The 16,868-nt window shown below is 43.1% G+C and carries 13 protein-coding genes; 10 read left to right on the top strand and 3 right to left on the bottom strand.

Annotated features, from left to right (window positions below):
- Positions 1–262: 262 nt before the first annotated feature.
- The 3 genes from KJ365_RS04635 (at position 263) to KJ365_RS04645 (ending at position 3,158) form a co-directional block, all read left to right on the top strand.
- Entirely contained in the window at positions 263–958 is a 696-nt protein-coding gene (locus KJ365_RS04635; protein ID WP_214450462.1) for a hypothetical protein, read from the top strand.
- Positions 959–1,227: 269 nt separating this feature from the next.
- Positions 1,228–2,172: a hypothetical protein gene (locus tag KJ365_RS04640; RefSeq protein ID WP_214450463.1), complete on the top strand. Its 945-nt coding sequence runs from the start codon at positions 1,228–1,230 to the stop codon at positions 2,170–2,172.
- A gap of 23 nt (positions 2,173–2,195) precedes the next feature.
- Positions 2,196–3,158 (top strand): hypothetical protein, encoded by a 963-nt coding sequence (locus tag KJ365_RS04645; protein WP_214450464.1) that lies wholly within the window; start codon positions 2,196–2,198, stop codon positions 3,156–3,158.
- Positions 3,159–3,206: 48 nt separating this feature from the next.
- Here the strand turns inward: KJ365_RS04645 and KJ365_RS04650 are convergent, their stop codons facing one another.
- Both KJ365_RS04650 and KJ365_RS04655 read right to left on the bottom strand, forming a co-directional pair.
- Positions 3,207–4,229 carry a serine hydrolase domain-containing protein gene (locus KJ365_RS04650; protein WP_214450465.1) on the bottom strand — a complete coding sequence of 341 codons (1,023 nt, stop codon included), beginning with the start codon at positions 4,227–4,229 and terminating at the stop codon, positions 3,207–3,209.
- A 68-nt stretch (positions 4,230–4,297) separates the two neighbouring features.
- On the bottom strand, positions 4,298–4,945 hold the full coding sequence (locus KJ365_RS04655; RefSeq protein WP_214450466.1) for a DUF3667 domain-containing protein: 648 nt from the start codon (positions 4,943–4,945) through the stop codon (positions 4,298–4,300).
- 341 nt (positions 4,946–5,286) lie between these two features.
- On the opposite strand from KJ365_RS04655, the gene KJ365_RS04660 reads away from it, so the two are divergent.
- From KJ365_RS04660 to KJ365_RS04675, 4 genes are all read left to right on the top strand, one after another.
- Entirely contained in the window at positions 5,287–6,057 is a 771-nt protein-coding gene (locus KJ365_RS04660) for an SGNH/GDSL hydrolase family protein (RefSeq protein ID WP_214450467.1), read from the top strand.
- 279 nt (positions 6,058–6,336) lie between these two features.
- A complete protein-coding gene (locus KJ365_RS04665) occupies positions 6,337–8,820 on the top strand; it encodes an alpha/beta hydrolase family protein (protein ID WP_214450468.1) in 2,484 nt (827 codons plus the stop codon).
- Positions 8,821–9,061: 241 nt separating this feature from the next.
- A complete protein-coding gene (locus KJ365_RS04670) occupies positions 9,062–11,152 on the top strand; it encodes a hypothetical protein (protein ID WP_214450469.1) in 2,091 nt (696 codons plus the stop codon).
- Positions 11,153–11,313: 161 nt separating this feature from the next.
- On the top strand, positions 11,314–13,212 hold the full coding sequence (locus tag KJ365_RS04675; protein WP_214450470.1) for a putative bifunctional diguanylate cyclase/phosphodiesterase: 1,899 nt from the start codon (positions 11,314–11,316) through the stop codon (positions 13,210–13,212).
- 23 nt (positions 13,213–13,235) lie between these two features.
- On the opposite strand, the gene KJ365_RS04680 is transcribed toward KJ365_RS04675, so the two are convergent.
- Positions 13,236–14,057, bottom strand: coding sequence for a M90 family metallopeptidase (locus KJ365_RS04680; RefSeq protein ID WP_214450471.1), 822 nt, complete (start codon positions 14,055–14,057; stop codon positions 13,236–13,238).
- Between the two features lie 260 nt (positions 14,058–14,317).
- Between KJ365_RS04680 and KJ365_RS04685 the strand changes: the two genes are divergently transcribed.
- The 3 genes from KJ365_RS04685 (at position 14,318) to KJ365_RS04695 (ending at position 16,565) form a co-directional block, all read left to right on the top strand.
- Complete coding sequence (locus KJ365_RS04685) at positions 14,318–14,779, top strand: c-type cytochrome (RefSeq protein WP_214450472.1); 462 nt, start codon at positions 14,318–14,320, stop codon at positions 14,777–14,779.
- A gap of 60 nt (positions 14,780–14,839) precedes the next feature.
- Positions 14,840–15,280, top strand: coding sequence for a universal stress protein (locus KJ365_RS04690; RefSeq protein WP_214450473.1), 441 nt, complete (start codon positions 14,840–14,842; stop codon positions 15,278–15,280).
- Positions 15,281–15,410: 130 nt separating this feature from the next.
- On the top strand, positions 15,411–16,565 hold the full coding sequence (locus tag KJ365_RS04695) for an IS110 family RNA-guided transposase (protein ID WP_214449579.1): 1,155 nt from the start codon (positions 15,411–15,413) through the stop codon (positions 16,563–16,565).
- Positions 16,566–16,868: the final 303 nt, after the last annotated feature.

The following is a 16,868-nucleotide window of genomic DNA, read 5'->3' on the forward strand; positions in this document are numbered from 1 at the left end:
ATGAAATTCCTCGTGACTTCAGCCAACAGTAATAGTTCCTATATTCTTATATTTTGAATTAAATTCAGGGTAGTTTAGTGAACGAGCACGCATGTCAGAAAATTTTACAATGCATGCTATTGTCAAGTTTTGACTTCATTAAAAATCTTTAACTTCAACGGCTTACAATATTGGCGCAAAAACTGCTAAGCAGTGTATAAGAAGTAATTGCAGTAGCTCTAAGTTTGAAGATAGAGCTAAATTATAAAGAGAGAAAACACACATGAAAAACCTAAAAAGCATAATTGCAGCTTTAAGCCTAGCCGCTACATTCACAATGAGCACTGCTAATGCAACGCCCGTAACGATTAAGTTTGACGGCTTTGCAAACGGCTATAAAAACGTTAGCGTCGATCTAGACACACCAGATTTCGGCGGGACATTCAGAGCTGGCATGTACGATTTGTCACAAGTCGGTACAAGCGGAACATGGCTTGATAGCGTTGCTAACAACGAAATTTATGCATTTTGCGTAGAATTAGACGAGTCTATTGGTATCGGCAGTACCACAGTGTTTGACTTAGTCAAAGCAGAAGACGTACTTTCCGTTAGCTCTGTTACCACCATTGCAAAGTTGCTTTCTTCCCTTCCAGGTTTCGGTTTTAATGGAACAGTAAGTGGGGAAATTCAAGCATCTATATGGGAGCTGGTTTATGATGAAGCACTTCCAGGTGATTTTGACGCTGGTAATTTCGAAACTACCACGTTCACTACTAGCTCGATTCTAGCTGACGCTAAAGCGTATACTGGCCCTATCAAGTACGAGTTATTTGTACTTAGCAGCGTAGGTGATCCAGGCAAGCAAGACCTACTAGTTTGGCGTGAGGTGTCTGCTCCATCTACTTTAGCCTTGTTCGTGCTAGCGGGTGGTTTAATCGCAATGAGAGCGAGAAAGCAAAAGCTCATCAGCCGCGCCTAAAAACGCCATACACTTTTATGGTAAAGCAATTAATAATGCGCTTTACTCATAATGCAAAGAATTAAAAGCAAGCCTTTAAGGCTTGCTTTTTTATTGGTGAAAATAAATGAGAAAATCAATGTTGCGGGAATGCGTAACATACGCGTGCATGCATGAACATTGATATTTGCAAAGCTTTGCTTTTTAATAATAGTTTTAGGCGTTAGGAGCGTTTCGAATTGAGTATGCATAATATGACATACAAGATTGGTACAGTTTTCTGCATAACCATGCTCCTAGTAAACTATTTGCTGGGTTTTATGTCTTTTGACTTCCCAAGAGATTCCATTGAGGCGCGAGACGCTGGCGCGGCGGTCGTGTTGCCCATATTAACCACTCTTTGTTTTGTTGGGCAGGGCTTTTTGGTGCGCGTGTTTACTCAAAACATGTCGGTATTGATTGCACACAGGCGAGGACGAACGCTTGAACAAGTTAGTATTTACCTCAAACACATCATTCTCACAAATGTGAAACGCGCTCTTCCGTTCATATTTGGGATCATGCTTTTTGTCGTCGCTGTATACTTTAGTTCGCAAGGATTAATCTTAGCCGATACCGGCAACCAATATCGTTACATTTTACTGCTACAAGCACTGCCCCTCTGGATTTCAATTTTGTGCTTTGCCTACACTGTGCTCGTAATTTATATGCTCATGCATAGGCATATTGCAAAGAACCTCAGAGTGCGCCTGTTTGAAATCGAAAAAATGCAACCCCTGAGCAATATTGTGCTTGCGAGCTTTTCTGTAGCTAGTGCATTGGTTTCGGTTTACGCGATGCAAGTAGTTGTTATTAATATTCCACTCGCTGATATTATCTTAATAAGCACCGCTTTAATGTTAACCCTAGGGCTTTTGATTTGGCCACTTGTCGTGGTTAGAGCAAAACTCTATGAGAGCCGAGAAAATACCGTCGACCGCCTCAATGAATCATTAAACATTCAACTGCAAAGACAGCCAGAAACAAAATCGACGAGACGCTTGGTCGACGACAATATCCGTATGCAGTTTATCAGCGACCTGTTGCTTGTTAGGAAGGAGGTTGCAGAAACAAGCCTTTTCCCAATAAACCTGCCATTTACATCAAAACTTGTCATGCTAATGCTACTGCCTTTTGTTTCGTGGGTTGGTGCTGCTTTGGTGAGTCAAATGCTCAAAGTGGTAGTGCCTGTATGAGAGCGCGTATCCAAAGATTTCTCATGAAAAACGTGACGCTTTCAAGAGTGATTGTCTTGTCTGTCTTATATTTTGCAATCATGGTGCTAGCGGCCTTTTATTTAGGTGTATTTGAGTCTCAAGCAACTTACAGAGAACGAAATGCAGCAATCGGAATGCCCTTACTTACCGCCTACAGTTTTATTTGCAATTACTACTTGCTTGCGCGCGCACGATTCTGTCTTTATGAGTTTTTAACCTTAAATCAACTAATTCGCAGAGAAAAATGGGTGTTAAACAAACTTGTTAAACGCTCGTGGTTAAATTTCAAAGTCGCTTGGGTGGTTGGTATTACCATTACGCTTGTTTATTTATACACCGAAGGTTTACTGGCAGTGGACCTAGATCCGCTGATTCTATTTTTAAATGTCTCTGCGGTGCCATTTTGGTCAATGTGTATGCTGCTCATACTGCAGTTAATTTTTATTACCCGCTTGGTCATAAAACACTTTTTAGATAAAGAGCGCATTGGCATATTTGGTAATAAAAAACTATTGCCAATATCAGACTTGGTGATTTCAAATACGGTTATGACAGTGTTTTTCTTCGCGCTTTTTCCGGTGTTCTGGATAAACAAAGACATACCCATTATAGATAAAGCGCTAATAATCGTTGTTCTGATTGCCATTGTTTCGCTGTTGTTTCGCCCAGTGATAAAAGTACAAAAGAGCATTGCGCTTCAAAAACAACAAGCCTTGGAACGCATTAATAATTCAATGCTTGTTATTTTTGACCACCGCCAAATTAATATGCGCAGGCTCACCGACGATCCGGAGAGATTGCGCAGGCTCAGTTCGCTAGTGGCATTAAAGCAAGAGGTTTCCAAAGCATCAGAATGGCCAATTGATTTGCCTCAGAGCATAAAAGGCGTGCTTGTAGCTATTTCTATTCCACTTTCGTGGGCAATAGGCTCGTTGATTGAAACGTTTATATCAACTGTACTGTGATTGCTGCGTGGTTCTTCTTTGAAGGACTCACGACACTCGACATTTTAGTCATGACTGGTTGCGCAAAATATTCAATACGCGGTTGTATATAATGTTGGTGAGCATCACGCGGTCATCGCCAGTCGTGTTTGTGAACTGAACAACAACGGTGTCAATATCTGAGTGATACTTCGCTATGCTTGAATATCCAAGTACCCATCCTGTATGCCCATATTCATAAAGGCTGCTGTATATGGCTTGCTCTTGTTTGTTTAACAACGTGCCGTCATTGAGCGCTCGAATGAATCTACCTACGTTTTCAGCGCTTGCTACGTAGCCCTGGTCTAAGTGTTTGAGGTCATCCTCATAACCTACATAATAACCGCTCATTAAGCGCGTATTGTCGACTTCATGAATAGAGAAGTAGGTATCGTGCAGTTTTAATGGTGTAAGAATGTGGTTTTCAATGTATTGCGTGTAGTCGTAGCCTAAGGTTTTGCTCATCAGTATCTGCAACAGCAGATAGTTGGTATTTGAATATGCGTAATCAGTCCCAGGTTGGAAGTCTGCGGGTTTATCCAATGCTAAAGCCAACGTGTCAAGCGAACTTGATGCCCAATCAAAGCCATCTTGATCGGTAAAGTTAGGGATCCCGCTACGATGCATTACCATCATTCGTATGGTTATTTGATCTGCATACTCGATTCGCTGCGCCAAGTCGGGTAGATAATCGGCGAGGGTTTTGTCTAAATCGAGCTGGTCAGCGGCTGCTAATTTGGCTACCGCAACGGCCTCATATAATTTAGCAATGCTTGCGATTTTAAAAAGTGCAGAGCCGTAAGCCGGTATTTGTTCAGCGCGATTATGCCAACCACTTGTGTATATATGTGCCGGCTCACTGGCTCTTTGTGAGTATATGATTATCCCGTCTAAACCATTTTTGGTCGCTTGCTGAACCTCCGCCTCTACTGTCACCGGTAAAGGTTTCATGTAATAAAGTGCATATTCCCAAGGCGCGAAAAAATAGATACTGGTAGTGGTTAGCGAAATTGCTAACACAATCTTCAGGGTAATTTTTTGCCACTTATGCATGGTGTGAGATACCGTATTTGTTGAGGTGGAAGCTGTTTAAATAGTCATCATACCTGTAATAAATATGCTCATACAACCGTAATTAAGAATATCTTAAAACCCATGAAAAGTGATATGAAAACTATTGAAAGCGCATAGGTTAGAAGAGCTTGTAACAGCATCAATATTACATGTTTCTTCTTAAAAAATGTCGTAAATACAATGATGGCATAGGTCATTGAAAACAGCAAAGTCATCAGCTCAACAATGTCCTGCCTAATACCGGTAAGCGCAAGGAAGATAGACGCGCCGTAAATCAAAGACTGGTGGCCCGTGATATACAAATTCAGCACTACATGTTCTAAAAATCGGCGCTTGGCATTTGCAAAGGCAATATAGCTAGACAGCGCATACACCGGTGTTAGCAACAAGGTAGTGTATGCGTAATTACTCGAAAACCACTCTATAAGTGCCTGCATCGAGTCGCTAACGCCACTTTGTTCGTCGTTAGCCGCGTTTGTATAACCTTCAAACAGCTGATCTATAAAGGTAGTGCTTCCCATGAGTTTGGTCATTAAAAAAAACAAGGTCGCCAAAGTAAAGGCATAAGTGATGGGTTGTGAGTAACGCGTGCGCATGCCGGCTAAATATTGGGTGATACTAGCAGCTGGGTGCAAGGTCATTTCTTTGATCGTGAAAAACAAACCTCGGTTAAGTTGAAAAACTGCGTCTGACAAATCCTTCAGAAGTTTTACTGTGCTTAAGGTATCTAGAGAGGTTTTTTGACCGCAATGTGCACAATAGTTGTGAGTGGTTTGGTGACCACAATTTTTACAGGTTTGCTGAGTCATATTCAATGAGTAAAGGTTTTGTGGTGCTTGGCAGTCAGTACAGCAGATGTCGCTTGTTTACACAAGCGCTATATAAAACGTTGTAAACGATTGGCCCTTAGAGCGATGAGAAGATTCTTAAAACGTTTATTCGATATGTGTAATATATTGCACGGTTGATTTCTGCACTCCGAAAGGCTCACTTATCGACTATACTGACTCACTCCTAACCCAGCAAAGTTGAATCAATGCTTCTCTACAAACTCGTCGCGCTTATCACATTTCCATTATTGGTTTTACAGGGTAAAAAAGTACGCAAAACAGCGCTAAAGTTGCCTGAGGCGGATGGCGAAAGAGCAGGTGGTCCAAGTTCAAATAATGCATCGAGCTCACAAACACCACTATCGTTGCTTATCATGGGTGACTCTGCGGCAGCGGGTGTGGGAGCAACTCATCAAGATGAGGCACTGCTTGGTAATATTCGCAAACACTTAGATGCAAGAATAGGTGCAACATGGCGCTTAATTGCAGAGTCAGGTATGCAAACCCGCGATATGCTGGCGCATGCAGAGGCAAACCTGAGTGAAAATGAGGTGTTTGATGTCGTGGTACTGAGTTTAGGCGTAAACGATGTAACGTCGTTTTGTACTAGTAAGACTCGTTTAAACAGCCTTCGCGCTTTATGTGAGTTCTGCACAACACAACTACACGCTAAACATATTATTATCAGTGGCATGCCACCTATGGGGAAATTCCCGTTGCTCCCTCAGCCGCTGCGATATGTTTTAGGCGCTAGAGCAACACATTTTGACAGACAACAGGAAGCTTATGTGAAAAAGCATAATCGTGATGTGAGCGACGGCCAAAGTGAAGCCTTAAGCGTCCATATGTATTACCTTCCGATGAACTTTGAGGCGGATGCCAGCGCCATGGCACAAGATGGGTTCCATCCCGGTCCTCACATATATGAGCAATGGGGCAAAGCGGTTGCGGATATTGTCAATCAACAAGTGCTTTAAATAAGCCAAACCTCATTTGTAAAAGTCTTCATAGGTGAAGCATGAACCAAGGCGATGCAAGCACGCGGCATAAGCGGGGGAGGTAAGTGCCATAGTTTTAATCGCGTTAGATGTATAAATCAACAAAATCTGTATGCTAACCAAGTCCTTAAAGGAACATTGCGCCAGCATCCTTCCTAGTTTACCCTAGCTAACACAAACCAAAGCGCTCAAAAACGTGCGACTCCATTGCATCGTAATAGCGGCTAGGTTCATGAATAATAACGACAGAGAATAACAATGAAACATACAACGTACTTTCTAGCTCTAACACTTATCTTCCTTGCGCCTTTGGCTTTAGCTGAGCCTATCGACAAGGCGTTGATTAGCAAAATCACGCTACAAGATGAAAACGCGGCGCACGCTCTTAACGCGCATCCTTTTCAATCCACTGCCGAGCACAACATTGTTAGGAAGATTTCGCAGGCATTAGACGAGGGGCAGCCAATCCGCGTCTTTAACGAGGAAAAGGTTTGGAACGCACTTGGCGGACAAGCGGGCGGCACCCACATGTTACGCTTTTCTATATCGGCACATCAGTTTGTAACCGGTAAACTTAACGTTGAAGGTGCTGCGAACGTTTCATTGTTTTTAAACGGCCAGGCCATCAGTGGTGATGGTGAGTTTTCACTAAAGCTCCTAAATCAAGACCATCGTGCACTGTTGATTGTGTCGGGTGTTGAAGATTGGGAAAGCTTTACAATAGCATGGGAAACACCGGAGCAAGAGCAACAAAACAATCAGAAGGTCGCCGTGACCTTTGGTGATGATAGTAAGCGCATGCGCCCGACTATGCGTCACTTTTACGATAGTAAAAACGTGGGCATGCTTGATTTGTCACCTAACGGTGAATTGCTAATGTGGTCAAAGAGCTGGTATAGCGATTTAGGTGGCGATACTCCCCATAGTTTGGTGGAAATTATCGATGTAGATTCGCAAAACGTGGTGTATCGCTTTCAAGGTACAACACCGCGCAATGTTACCTGGCGAGATGACAGCAAAGTACTGGCATTTGTGCATGACAATACAATATTTGAGCTAGATACCAGCTCTTGGGGCTTAAAGGAGTTAGCGACGGACATTAAAGACGTTCGCAGTCTCGAATACTTAAGCGATGGCGAACTCCTTTTGTCATGGCATAAACCTGAAGATAAGCCTCATGCGTTTACTAAGAGACTTCGTGCGTTAGAAGACCGCTGGAACTACTTTCGCGGCAATCAGCAGCTTTACATACTTGATATTCAATCTGGCTTATTCAAACAGGTTACCGATAACGCGCTATCGACAAGAGTATTCGATATAAATGCCGAGCAAAGAACGGCGATTATTGGCAGAAATCCTATCGATTACGATCAGCCCCCGCATAGTTTAACCCAACTCCTCGAAATTGATTTAGATACGTCTGATGAGCGCTTGTTGGGAGAGTATAGAACTCTCAATACTGCGCAGTATCATAAGGACGGCATCATCGTCATTGCTGGACCAAGTTTTAGTGACGGTTTGGGCGAAAACATCGGCCAAGAGTCAATTGCCAACGATTACGATGGTCAGTTGTATCTGCTGGATAATAATAACAACACAAAACCATTATCATTGAATTTTGACCCTAGCATTAGCGGCGCTCAAGTGTTTGCAAACGGCAATCTTTTGCTGAATGTGACCGAACAAGACCGTCAACAGCTATATGAATATGACGTTGACGATGAGCGCTTTTCCAAAGTTGAAATAAACGTAGAAGCAATGACTGCATTCTCTATTTCTGAGGGCAGGCGGCCACAGTTGGTGTATGCTGGCAGTAACGCTACTGTTCCGCAGCGCGTATATACAAAAAGACTCAGAGCGAGTAACGACACGCGTTTGTTTGATTCAGTGAGCGAGGATTTTAGCAATATTGAGTTGGTCACCCTTAAGGATTGGGATTACACGACTGAATCAGGGCAGTTCATTGATGGGCGTGTGTACTATCCTGCCGATTTTGATGAAACAAAGAAATATCCAGCGATTATTTATTACTACGCAGGCACAGTGCCCGTAGGTCGGGGGTTTACTGGGCGCTATCCGTTTAGTTGGTATGCGTCGATGGGCTACGTTGTGTATGTCTTGCAACCCTCTGGCACTATTGGATATGGGCAAGAATTTTCGGCGCGTCATGTCAATGCTTGGGGTATTAATACCGCTGAGGAAATCATTGAAAGCACAAAAGCCTTTGTTGATGCGCATGCATTCGTAGATGAAAGTCGTCTTGGTAACATGGGCGCATCTTATGGCGGCTTCATGACCATGTATTTGGCTACAAAAACCGACATGTTTGCTGCATCCATCTCACACGCGGGCATCAGTAATTTAACCTCCTATTGGGGCCATGGCTGGTGGGGCTATGGCTACTCTGGTATTGCAACCAAAGGCTCGTGGCCTTGGAATAGAACCAGTCTTTATGTTGAGCAAAGCCCAGTGTTTGCCGCCGACAAGGTGACGACACCGCTGTTGCTAGTGCATGGTGACGCCGACACTAACGTACCGGTAGGCGAGAGCCACCAGATGTATACTGCGCTTATGCTGCTTGGCAAAGATGTTGAGCTGATTGAGTTTCAAGGCGATGACCATCATGTGAATAGCCGTGAACGACGCTTCAGGTGGTGGCAAACCAAGCTGGCTTACTTTGATATGAAGCTAAAAGATGAGCCGCAGTGGTGGCAGCATTTGTATCCTAGTGATAAAAAGTAACTTAGTAAAAAATAAAGCCAGTCGTGTTTCACGTGCTGGCTTTTTTAAACTTTAAAATCCAATAAATGAAAGGTAGCTTGGCTACTAAATAACCTCCATTTCGTTATTCTTGCGAAGGCAAGGAGCCGCTAAATAGCCCAATAAACTAAAAAGCACACAATTACCACGATTTTAAAATTTACATTACTACTCACCTTGTCGCATACTCTTAACTTTCCTCTTGAACAAACCTTGGATAACTATGCAGCAAAAAAAGGTAAAGCTCTGTTGGCTTCTTCGCGACTCGATGCAATCGACTGGTGTATGGACATTTGAAACAAATGTAGTAACACGTTTGGTAGAACAAGCCGCAGCGGTAGGTTTTGGAAGCTTAGAGATTGGCGGTGGTCAGAGCTATCAAATTGCCATGCAACAAGGGTATAACCCCTATAATGTGTTGCGTATTGCCAGAAAGACAGTAGATGAGACAGGGAAAAGGCTACCGCTGCAAATATTGCTGCGTGGTGCTAACCAGCTTGGGTTTAAACACTACCCGACTAGCCTACAGCAAAAAAATATCGATTTGTTAGTCGACGCGGGTAGCAGCGTCGACAAAGAAGAAGCCTTAATCATCAGAAACTTCGATGCACTCAACGACTATGAAAATTTACGCGCGTCTATCGATTATATGGTGCGTAAAGACTTAGAAGCAGCGCAGGTCAATGAGGCTTTGATAAAAAAAGGGCAGTCACCCAAGGCCAAACGGTTGCATGTGCAGGCAGCGCTTTCTTATGTACGCCCTAAAAATTTCGATGAAAATTCGTGCTATAGCACTCAGTACTATGTGGAATATGCCAAAAAATTGATGGGTATAGCCGAGGCCGCAGGAGGACAGTTAGACTCATTTACCATTAAAGATATGAGTGGGCAGTTAGCGCCAGATGCGGCAAAAGACCTCATTCCTGCATTGAAAGCCTTGGGGCTGCCGGTATTTTTGCACTGTCATAGTACAGATGAGGCAAAGGCGGCGGCAACTCAAATGTTGGCAGTTGAGGCGGGTATAGACGGTATTGAGGTGGCCATCGCGCCTTTAGCAGGAGGTACTTCGCACAATGATATCAACTACTTTATTCATGGTAACACTATTCAAGATATTGATACTGATGCACTCACAATGCTTCATAATACTATGAATGAGGTATTTGGCAGCCGCGTTGGTGAGCGCAGAGACCTTAAAATATCGCTAGAGGGTTTAAAGCGAATGGTGGGTATTGGCATCCCAGGCGGCGCAATTCCTTTTATTTTAGAAGACATCAGCTCGCAAGTGTGTCGCATGCTCAATGTTTCTCTAGAAACGGCGCTCGATATGTTTGAGCAAGAAATTATTTCTATCCAAGACCAGCTTGGTCACGTGCCACTAGTCACGCCTACGGCCGACATCGTCGCCAAACAAGCCATTAATAACCTTGGTAATTCTGCCAGAGCAGAAGCATATAAAGTGATAGACCCGCGTTTCTGCTCTCTTGTTTTAGGTTTGTATGGCAATGTAAATAACTATGCGACAGGCGAAACCATTGTGCCGTCTGAAAGTATCATCACTGAAATTAATGAATACTGTAATAATATTGAGCCTAACCACGATGGTAAGCGCATCAATGGCATAACGGTCTATCCAAACCCTGGACGCATTTCTGATGAGACGCACCCAAGTCAATTGGCGAGCGAAGAAGACTTCGATTTATTTGAAGACTACGTCAACGAGATACATCGTCGATATCCTCATTCTTCGGACAATTTTGGTAGCCATGATGAATGCTTTGTGTTGCATGCAATGCGCCCAGCGGGCAAAACTGATCGTTTGTTAACCATCAATATATTAAGACCCACAGAGGATAGGCTACGATTTATTCTCAAAGTGACACTCAGCCTCTTACCTGGTAACGACATCCCTGAATCGCGCGACCGCGAGGCGGACGAAGAGACCGACTCCAAGTTACTGAACGCTCTAGGCGATTACGATGGTATTGTTAGCACCATCCAAGACCTCGTACTGACGGGCACCAAAGACAGTATACGCTCTCGCCTTTATGACAAAATGGCAAAAATTGTCGACCCAATTTGTGAGGAAAGTGAGGATGCTCAACAAAATAGGTATTTTGTAGAGCGACGCTTCTTATCGTTATTTGCTAGCGCAGTATTTTGGGATCTACAACGGGTATGTCGTCGCACCGGTAACTCTTCACGTGATGATATCGAAGAAAGAACTGCCTTTAAGCTAGAACGGATCATTGCATTTACTTTGCGTAAACGGGCAGTGGAAGGACGAGGAAAAGCGGCAACATTTTTGAGTTAGCCAATGGGTAATTTATGCTTTGTCCGCGCAGACATGCGCGGATGCGAATGATGTTTTCTGATAAGTAATCACGCTTACTTGCAATCCAACAAGGTTCGCCTTATTGTACCGGTAGAGTGTAATTTTATTGAGAGCTTTCAACAATTAAACCCAAATGGAAGGTGTCTAAAATCTTTAAGTTGCTTGAGTCTAACGGCAAGCCCATCGTGCACTTTAAATTACACGTATTTCAACAGGTCATCGTTGCTAGCATCCTCTGCTCCCTATTACTTACCGGCTATTTTGCTCTTATGCAAAACTGGTTTGCGGTGGGTGTTTTTGTAGCAAATATGCTTGTTTGTGTCGTTTGCTATTATATCGCCGAACGTTTTGAACCCAAATTTGGCACATCTTTATTCTTGGTAAGCGCTACGCTTACATCCTGCTTTTTTATGTGGCGTAGCGAAGGCCTCAATGATGAAGCGATTTTAGCTTTCCCGGCGTTGTTAATCTTCGCTATGCTGGTATCAAATCTGACGTTTGTGAGATTTTTGCTGCTTGTCATATGCTGCAATATTTTACTAAATGGTTTTGCCAACCAATACGGCTTTTATGTTAACGAGACCACGCCTTCCGATATAGATACGGCAATTGTGCTTATCTTAGTCTTAATAATCGTGAGTCTTTCGGTGTATTTGGCTTTTGTGAATACCCAACAGCTTTTAAGCGATTTAGCTCAAGAAAATGAAAAGGTCACTCAGTCCAAACAAGAAATCATACGTCTACAAAACCATGATGCACTCACTGGGTTACCTAATCGAGCGATGGCGGAAGATGTTGTTCGTGAGCGCTTAAAGTTGGGCGCAAGAGAGGGTTTTGAAACCTCATTGTTGTTTATTGACCTTGATAACTTTAAGACTATTAACGATACCCTTGGGCATGCTATCGGCGACACTGTGCTGATAACTGTGGCCGATAGATTAATGAACTGCGTACGCGAGACGGATACCGTCTGTCGTTTTGGCGGTGATGAATTTGTGGTAATTGCACTGCATGAACGTGACGACCACTCACCACATTACTCCGCATTGGCTGAAAAGATACTTGAAGTGGTGAGCGCGCCTATTAAGCTTGATGCGAGCAATATTTCGCCAACGGTCTCCATTGGTATTTCAGTCGCTCCAGGGGATGCCACTGGTTTTTCTGAGTTGTATCAAAAGGCTGACTTGGCGATGTATTCAACCAAGCGCAGTGGGCGAAACAGCTATCAATATTTTAACGCCGATATGAATAAAGACAGCGCGCGCCACTTGAGGCTATCTCAAGACTTAAGAGCGGCGTTGACCAATCATGAGTTTAGCTTGCTATATCAAAGTAAACAAATGATTGAGACTGGTGAAGTGGTCGCAGCTGAAGCCCTTATTCGCTGGGAGCATCCTGAGCTTGGGATGATTTCTCCGGTTGAGTTTATTCCTATTGCTGAGCAGTCTGGCTTTATCAGTGAAATAGGCTATTGGGTGTTACGTGAGGCGGTTAAAACCTGTAAATCATGGCACGACGCTGGATTAGCCAACTTATGTGTTGCAGTAAATGTGTCTGCGATTCAATTTCAAAGAGGCAATTTTGAAGATAAAGTGCAAGCGGTGCTTGAAGAGTACGACTTAGATGGTGAGTTCCTTATTCTTGAGCTTACCGAGTCGGTATTTTTTGATATGCATAGCAAGTTTAATGTCGCGCTATGTAAGATCATCAGTCTTAACGTTCGTGTTGCTATTGACGACTTTGGAACGGGCTATTCAAACCTTGGTTATTTGCACAAAAACGATATTAATATATTAAAAATAGATCGCAGTTTTATACATAAAATTTTCGAATCGGATAAAGACTTAGCGATTGTTGAAATGATTGTGAATATGTCTCAAACCCTCGATATGAGAGTAGTGGCTGAGGGCGTAGAGTCTGAGAAACAGCGCCAGCAGTTACTGAATATTGGTTGTACTTATGGGCAGGGGTATTTGTGGAGCAAGCCGGTAAGTTCACAAGCATTTTTAGCGTTGGCAAAAAGCACCCAAAAAACCTAGCTTTATTATCCATGTATGGATGCTCACCATATCGCTGGATCCACCCTATAGTATAAGCGCAGTTGCTCATAAAGCTCTGGATAGTCTTGTTTAAACGCTTGCGCTTGCTCGAAAAACACCTCACTTGCAACGGCGAAAAATTCAGCGGGATTGGTTGCGCCGTAGTAATCAAAAATTGATTTGGCCCCAATTTCAGCTTGATGTTGCAGCAGCATAAATTGCTTTGAGAACACTTGTGACCAGTTTTCATAGCTTTGATGCTTACCGAGTATCGGTGCTCCGTTGGCTGAGCCGTCTTCTTGGTCAAGTTGGTGTGCAAATTCATGGATAACCACATTGCGTCCATCATGAGGTACCTGCGCACCCTCGAGGGTATCGTGCCAAGATAAAACGATTTTCCCGTAACCCCAAGACTCTCCCGATAAAATCGCATGCTGGGTGAACTTCACGCCGTTAGCGTGGGAAGTATCATGTTTTGTGACAAAGGCTCTGGGATAAACCAAAATGCTCTTGAGTTTGGGGTAGTAATTAGTTTTACGGTTTAATAAAAGCAGACATGCTTGGGCCGCTATAGTGACTCTTATCTCGTCATTAATCTCTATGCCTTGAAGCCCGATAAACTTTTTCTCTGTTAAAAATATCTGAATGTGGCGTTTGAGCTGCAGCTGCAAATCAGCAGGCATGGACCGAAAATAAGGCATCCTGCGCTGTATGATTTTTCGCCAATCCCGACTAAACGGTATGGATGCTATTTTTTTACGTTGATAGTCTCGCCATGTAGGCTGAAAAACGATCCAGCCAATGATCACACTCGCTAGTAAGACAAGAAATAGGATGGGTAGCATAGTATGCTCGGTAATCATGGATAATAAGAAGGTTGGTATTTATACTGCTGATTTCAAGGTCTTATGCGTCTGCGCACTTCATTTAGGTGGACTTATCTTTTGTATGCTTACATTTTTTTGCGTTACAACGTTTCTTTGGCCTCTTTAGTTTTGGCTTTTCTTTTAGCTAAACGGTTTTTTGACGTAGGTCAAACTTTACAATTTTGTTAACGGTATGCTAGGTAGTGTAAAGAATACATTTTGTAAATTGGAGAGATGTTATGAGTCGGCGCATTATGTTAGGTCTAGCGGCAATCAGTTTTTTACTTACAGGCTGTGGTCAAGGCGTTGATGCGCCTACAGGCTTTAGTCTGCCAGAGGGCAATATGGAAGCTGGAAAACAGGTCTTTATTAAGCATAACTGCATGGCATGTCATACGGTAGATGGACTTGATGATAGTGCCTTTGAAAGTCAACTTGACGAGAAGATTCGTTTAGGCGGAGCATCACCGAAAATTAAGACCTATGCGCAACTCGTTACAAGCATTATTAATCCTTCTCATCGCATATCGAGAGGTCCAAAGTGGATAACAACCGATGAGGCCACTGGAGAATCTAAGATGATTATTTACAATGATGTGATGACAGTGACAGAGCTCATTGACGTGGTTGCTTATTTGCAACCTGAATATCGGGTCACGCCGCTTCCTTACACGCCGTATACACACTACGATATCCATTAAGATATTTGTGCTCAGATGTTTATCACAAGTTTGTTTTACTAAAGACCAAGAGGTGCAACCATGAGTATTTATAAGAAAATTTTAGTGGCTATTGATTACGATGCAGAATATGAACATATTATTGAGAAGGCACTGTCCATCGCTGACTCGCCTGAGGATGTAGGCCTTGTTTATATCACATTGCCATCGTATTACGTTCAACCATATCTTTATGGCATGCCTGATACGAGTTATAACGACGTAGATTGGACCAAAAACGCAAAGACAAAGCTCAGTGAAATAGCAACGAAATTCGGGATCGCGCAAGACAATGTGCATGTAAAGTCTGGTTTAATTGCTGACGAAATTCATCAGATCGCTAATGAAAATCATGTTGATTTAATTGTTATCGGGACGCATGGCCGAAGCGGTATAAAACTCTTACTTGGTTCTACCGCAAATGCCGTTTTACATGGTGTTAAGCAGGATGTCTTAGCGGTCAGGTTATATGAAAAGTCGTAATCAATTACTTGTTGTATAGACATTATGACTCCCTTCAAAAGTGCTAGTCTCCGCATTTTCGTGGGTTAGCTACAATAGCCAGTGCCATAAATAATTGTCGATTAAACATTATATAAATTTGGAGACTAGCATGAATAAACATAGCATAATTTTTATTGGATTGGATACTCATAAAGAATTTCACGAAGTGGCGTATTGCGAAGATGGTAGAGGGAAAGCACCGGTTCATATGGGACGCATAGCCTCTTCAAAAGTAAGCGTGAAAAAGCTTGTGCGTCAGTTTGAATCCAAATACCCAAACGCAACTCTGCACTTTGTTTACGAAGCAGGCCCTTGTGGCTATTGGATTTATCGGTTTATCACCAGCTTAGGTCATTGTTGTTATGTGGTAGCGCCGTCACTCATTCCTAAAAAGCCTGGTGATAAAATAAAGACCGATAGACGCGATGCACTTAAGCTCGTGAAATTACTAAAATCTGAAGATCTATCCCCCATCTATGTCCCCGAGCCGGAAGATGAGGCTGTACGTGATTTATCTCGTGGCCGTGAAACAGCCATGAAAGATTTAAAGGATGCAAAGTACCAATTAAAGGCACTTTTGCTGCGAAACAATATTCACTACGACGGAGTGGCTAACTGGTCTAAGAAACACCTTCGTTGGCTCACTGAAATGGTACTGCCGCATCCTGCACAGCACATCGTGTTACAAGAATACATTCAAACCATCACTGAACGAATACAGCGCTTAGAGCGACTCGATAATGAACTTGAACATCAAGTACGTCAGTGGCGCTATTATCCTGTGGTCAAGGCGATTCAATCTATGCGAGGAGTAAGACTATTGGTTGCTGTTGGTGTAGTGGCTGAGCTGGGTGATTTAACCCGCTTTGACCACCCAAGAAAGCTAATGAGTTATTTAGGTCTGGTGCCCTCAGAACATTCCTCTGGTGGTAAACGCCGTATTGGGGCCATTACCAAAACAGGTAATGGCCGTGCACGACGATTACTTATCGAAGGCGCTCATAGTTACCGATTCGCCGCTAATATCTCTACCGAGTTACAAAAGCGACAAGAGTGCTTACCCAAAGATATTTTGGACATTGCTTGGAAGGCGCAACTACGATTGTGCAAGCGCTATCAACGCATGAGTAAGCAGGGCAAACACTACAATTTAATCATTGCAGCGATTGCCAGGGAGATGGCGGCTTACATATGGGCGATTACCAAAGAAGTGGTACTCACACCGGTCAATCCAAAATTGCGCACTAGTAGAGTGCCAGCATGATAAAGAGTTTTAAGCTAGCGCATTTAGATCAGGCCGCGGATGTGGTGCAACCTCCGAGGGTGTTAGGAAGGCAATAAACAACACGTTTTTGACCCACGAACATAGAGTGATGAGAAGGCACTGCGGCGGAAAAAGTAAGGTCAGCTCTGCTTATTGAAAAATAAGTAACCTACGGATACCAGCATGTAAACCGACGACAATACTGCCTCATCTGATGCGTTAGCTTAATTTTTAAATATCTTATGGACCGAAAGAATGTCACAGGATTGTTTTGTCAAACTTGACAAAGGGAGTCATACCAAC

Source organism: Glaciecola sp. XM2 (assembly GCF_018595715.1).
GTDB lineage: Bacteria > Pseudomonadota > Gammaproteobacteria > Enterobacterales > Alteromonadaceae > Glaciecola.

Excerpts from the sequence above, each read along its gene's own strand:
- KJ365_RS04635 (WP_214450462.1), top strand. The coding sequence starts at position 263 with ATGAAAAACCTAAAAAGCATAATTGCAGCTTTAAGCCTAGCCGCTACA.
- KJ365_RS04685 (WP_214450472.1), top strand. The coding sequence starts at position 14,318 with ATGAGTCGGCGCATTATGTTAGGTCTAGCGGCAATCAGTTTTTTACTT.
- KJ365_RS04665 (WP_214450468.1), top strand. The coding sequence starts at position 6,337 with ATGAAACATACAACGTACTTTCTAGCTCTAACACTTATCTTCCTTGCG.
- KJ365_RS04695 (WP_214449579.1), top strand. The coding sequence starts at position 15,411 with ATGAATAAACATAGCATAATTTTTATTGGATTGGATACTCATAAAGAA.
- KJ365_RS04650 (WP_214450465.1), bottom strand. The coding sequence starts at position 4,229 with ATGCATAAGTGGCAAAAAATTACCCTGAAGATTGTGTTAGCAATTTCG.
- KJ365_RS04660 (WP_214450467.1), top strand. The coding sequence starts at position 5,287 with ATGCTTCTCTACAAACTCGTCGCGCTTATCACATTTCCATTATTGGTT.
- KJ365_RS04640 (WP_214450463.1), top strand. The coding sequence starts at position 1,228 with ATGCTCCTAGTAAACTATTTGCTGGGTTTTATGTCTTTTGACTTCCCA.
- KJ365_RS04645 (WP_214450464.1), top strand. The coding sequence starts at position 2,196 with ATGAAAAACGTGACGCTTTCAAGAGTGATTGTCTTGTCTGTCTTATAT.
- KJ365_RS04670 (WP_214450469.1), top strand. The coding sequence starts at position 9,062 with ATGCAGCAAAAAAAGGTAAAGCTCTGTTGGCTTCTTCGCGACTCGATG.
- KJ365_RS04680 (WP_214450471.1), bottom strand. The coding sequence starts at position 14,057 with ATGCTACCCATCCTATTTCTTGTCTTACTAGCGAGTGTGATCATTGGC.
- KJ365_RS04690 (WP_214450473.1), top strand. The coding sequence starts at position 14,840 with ATGAGTATTTATAAGAAAATTTTAGTGGCTATTGATTACGATGCAGAA.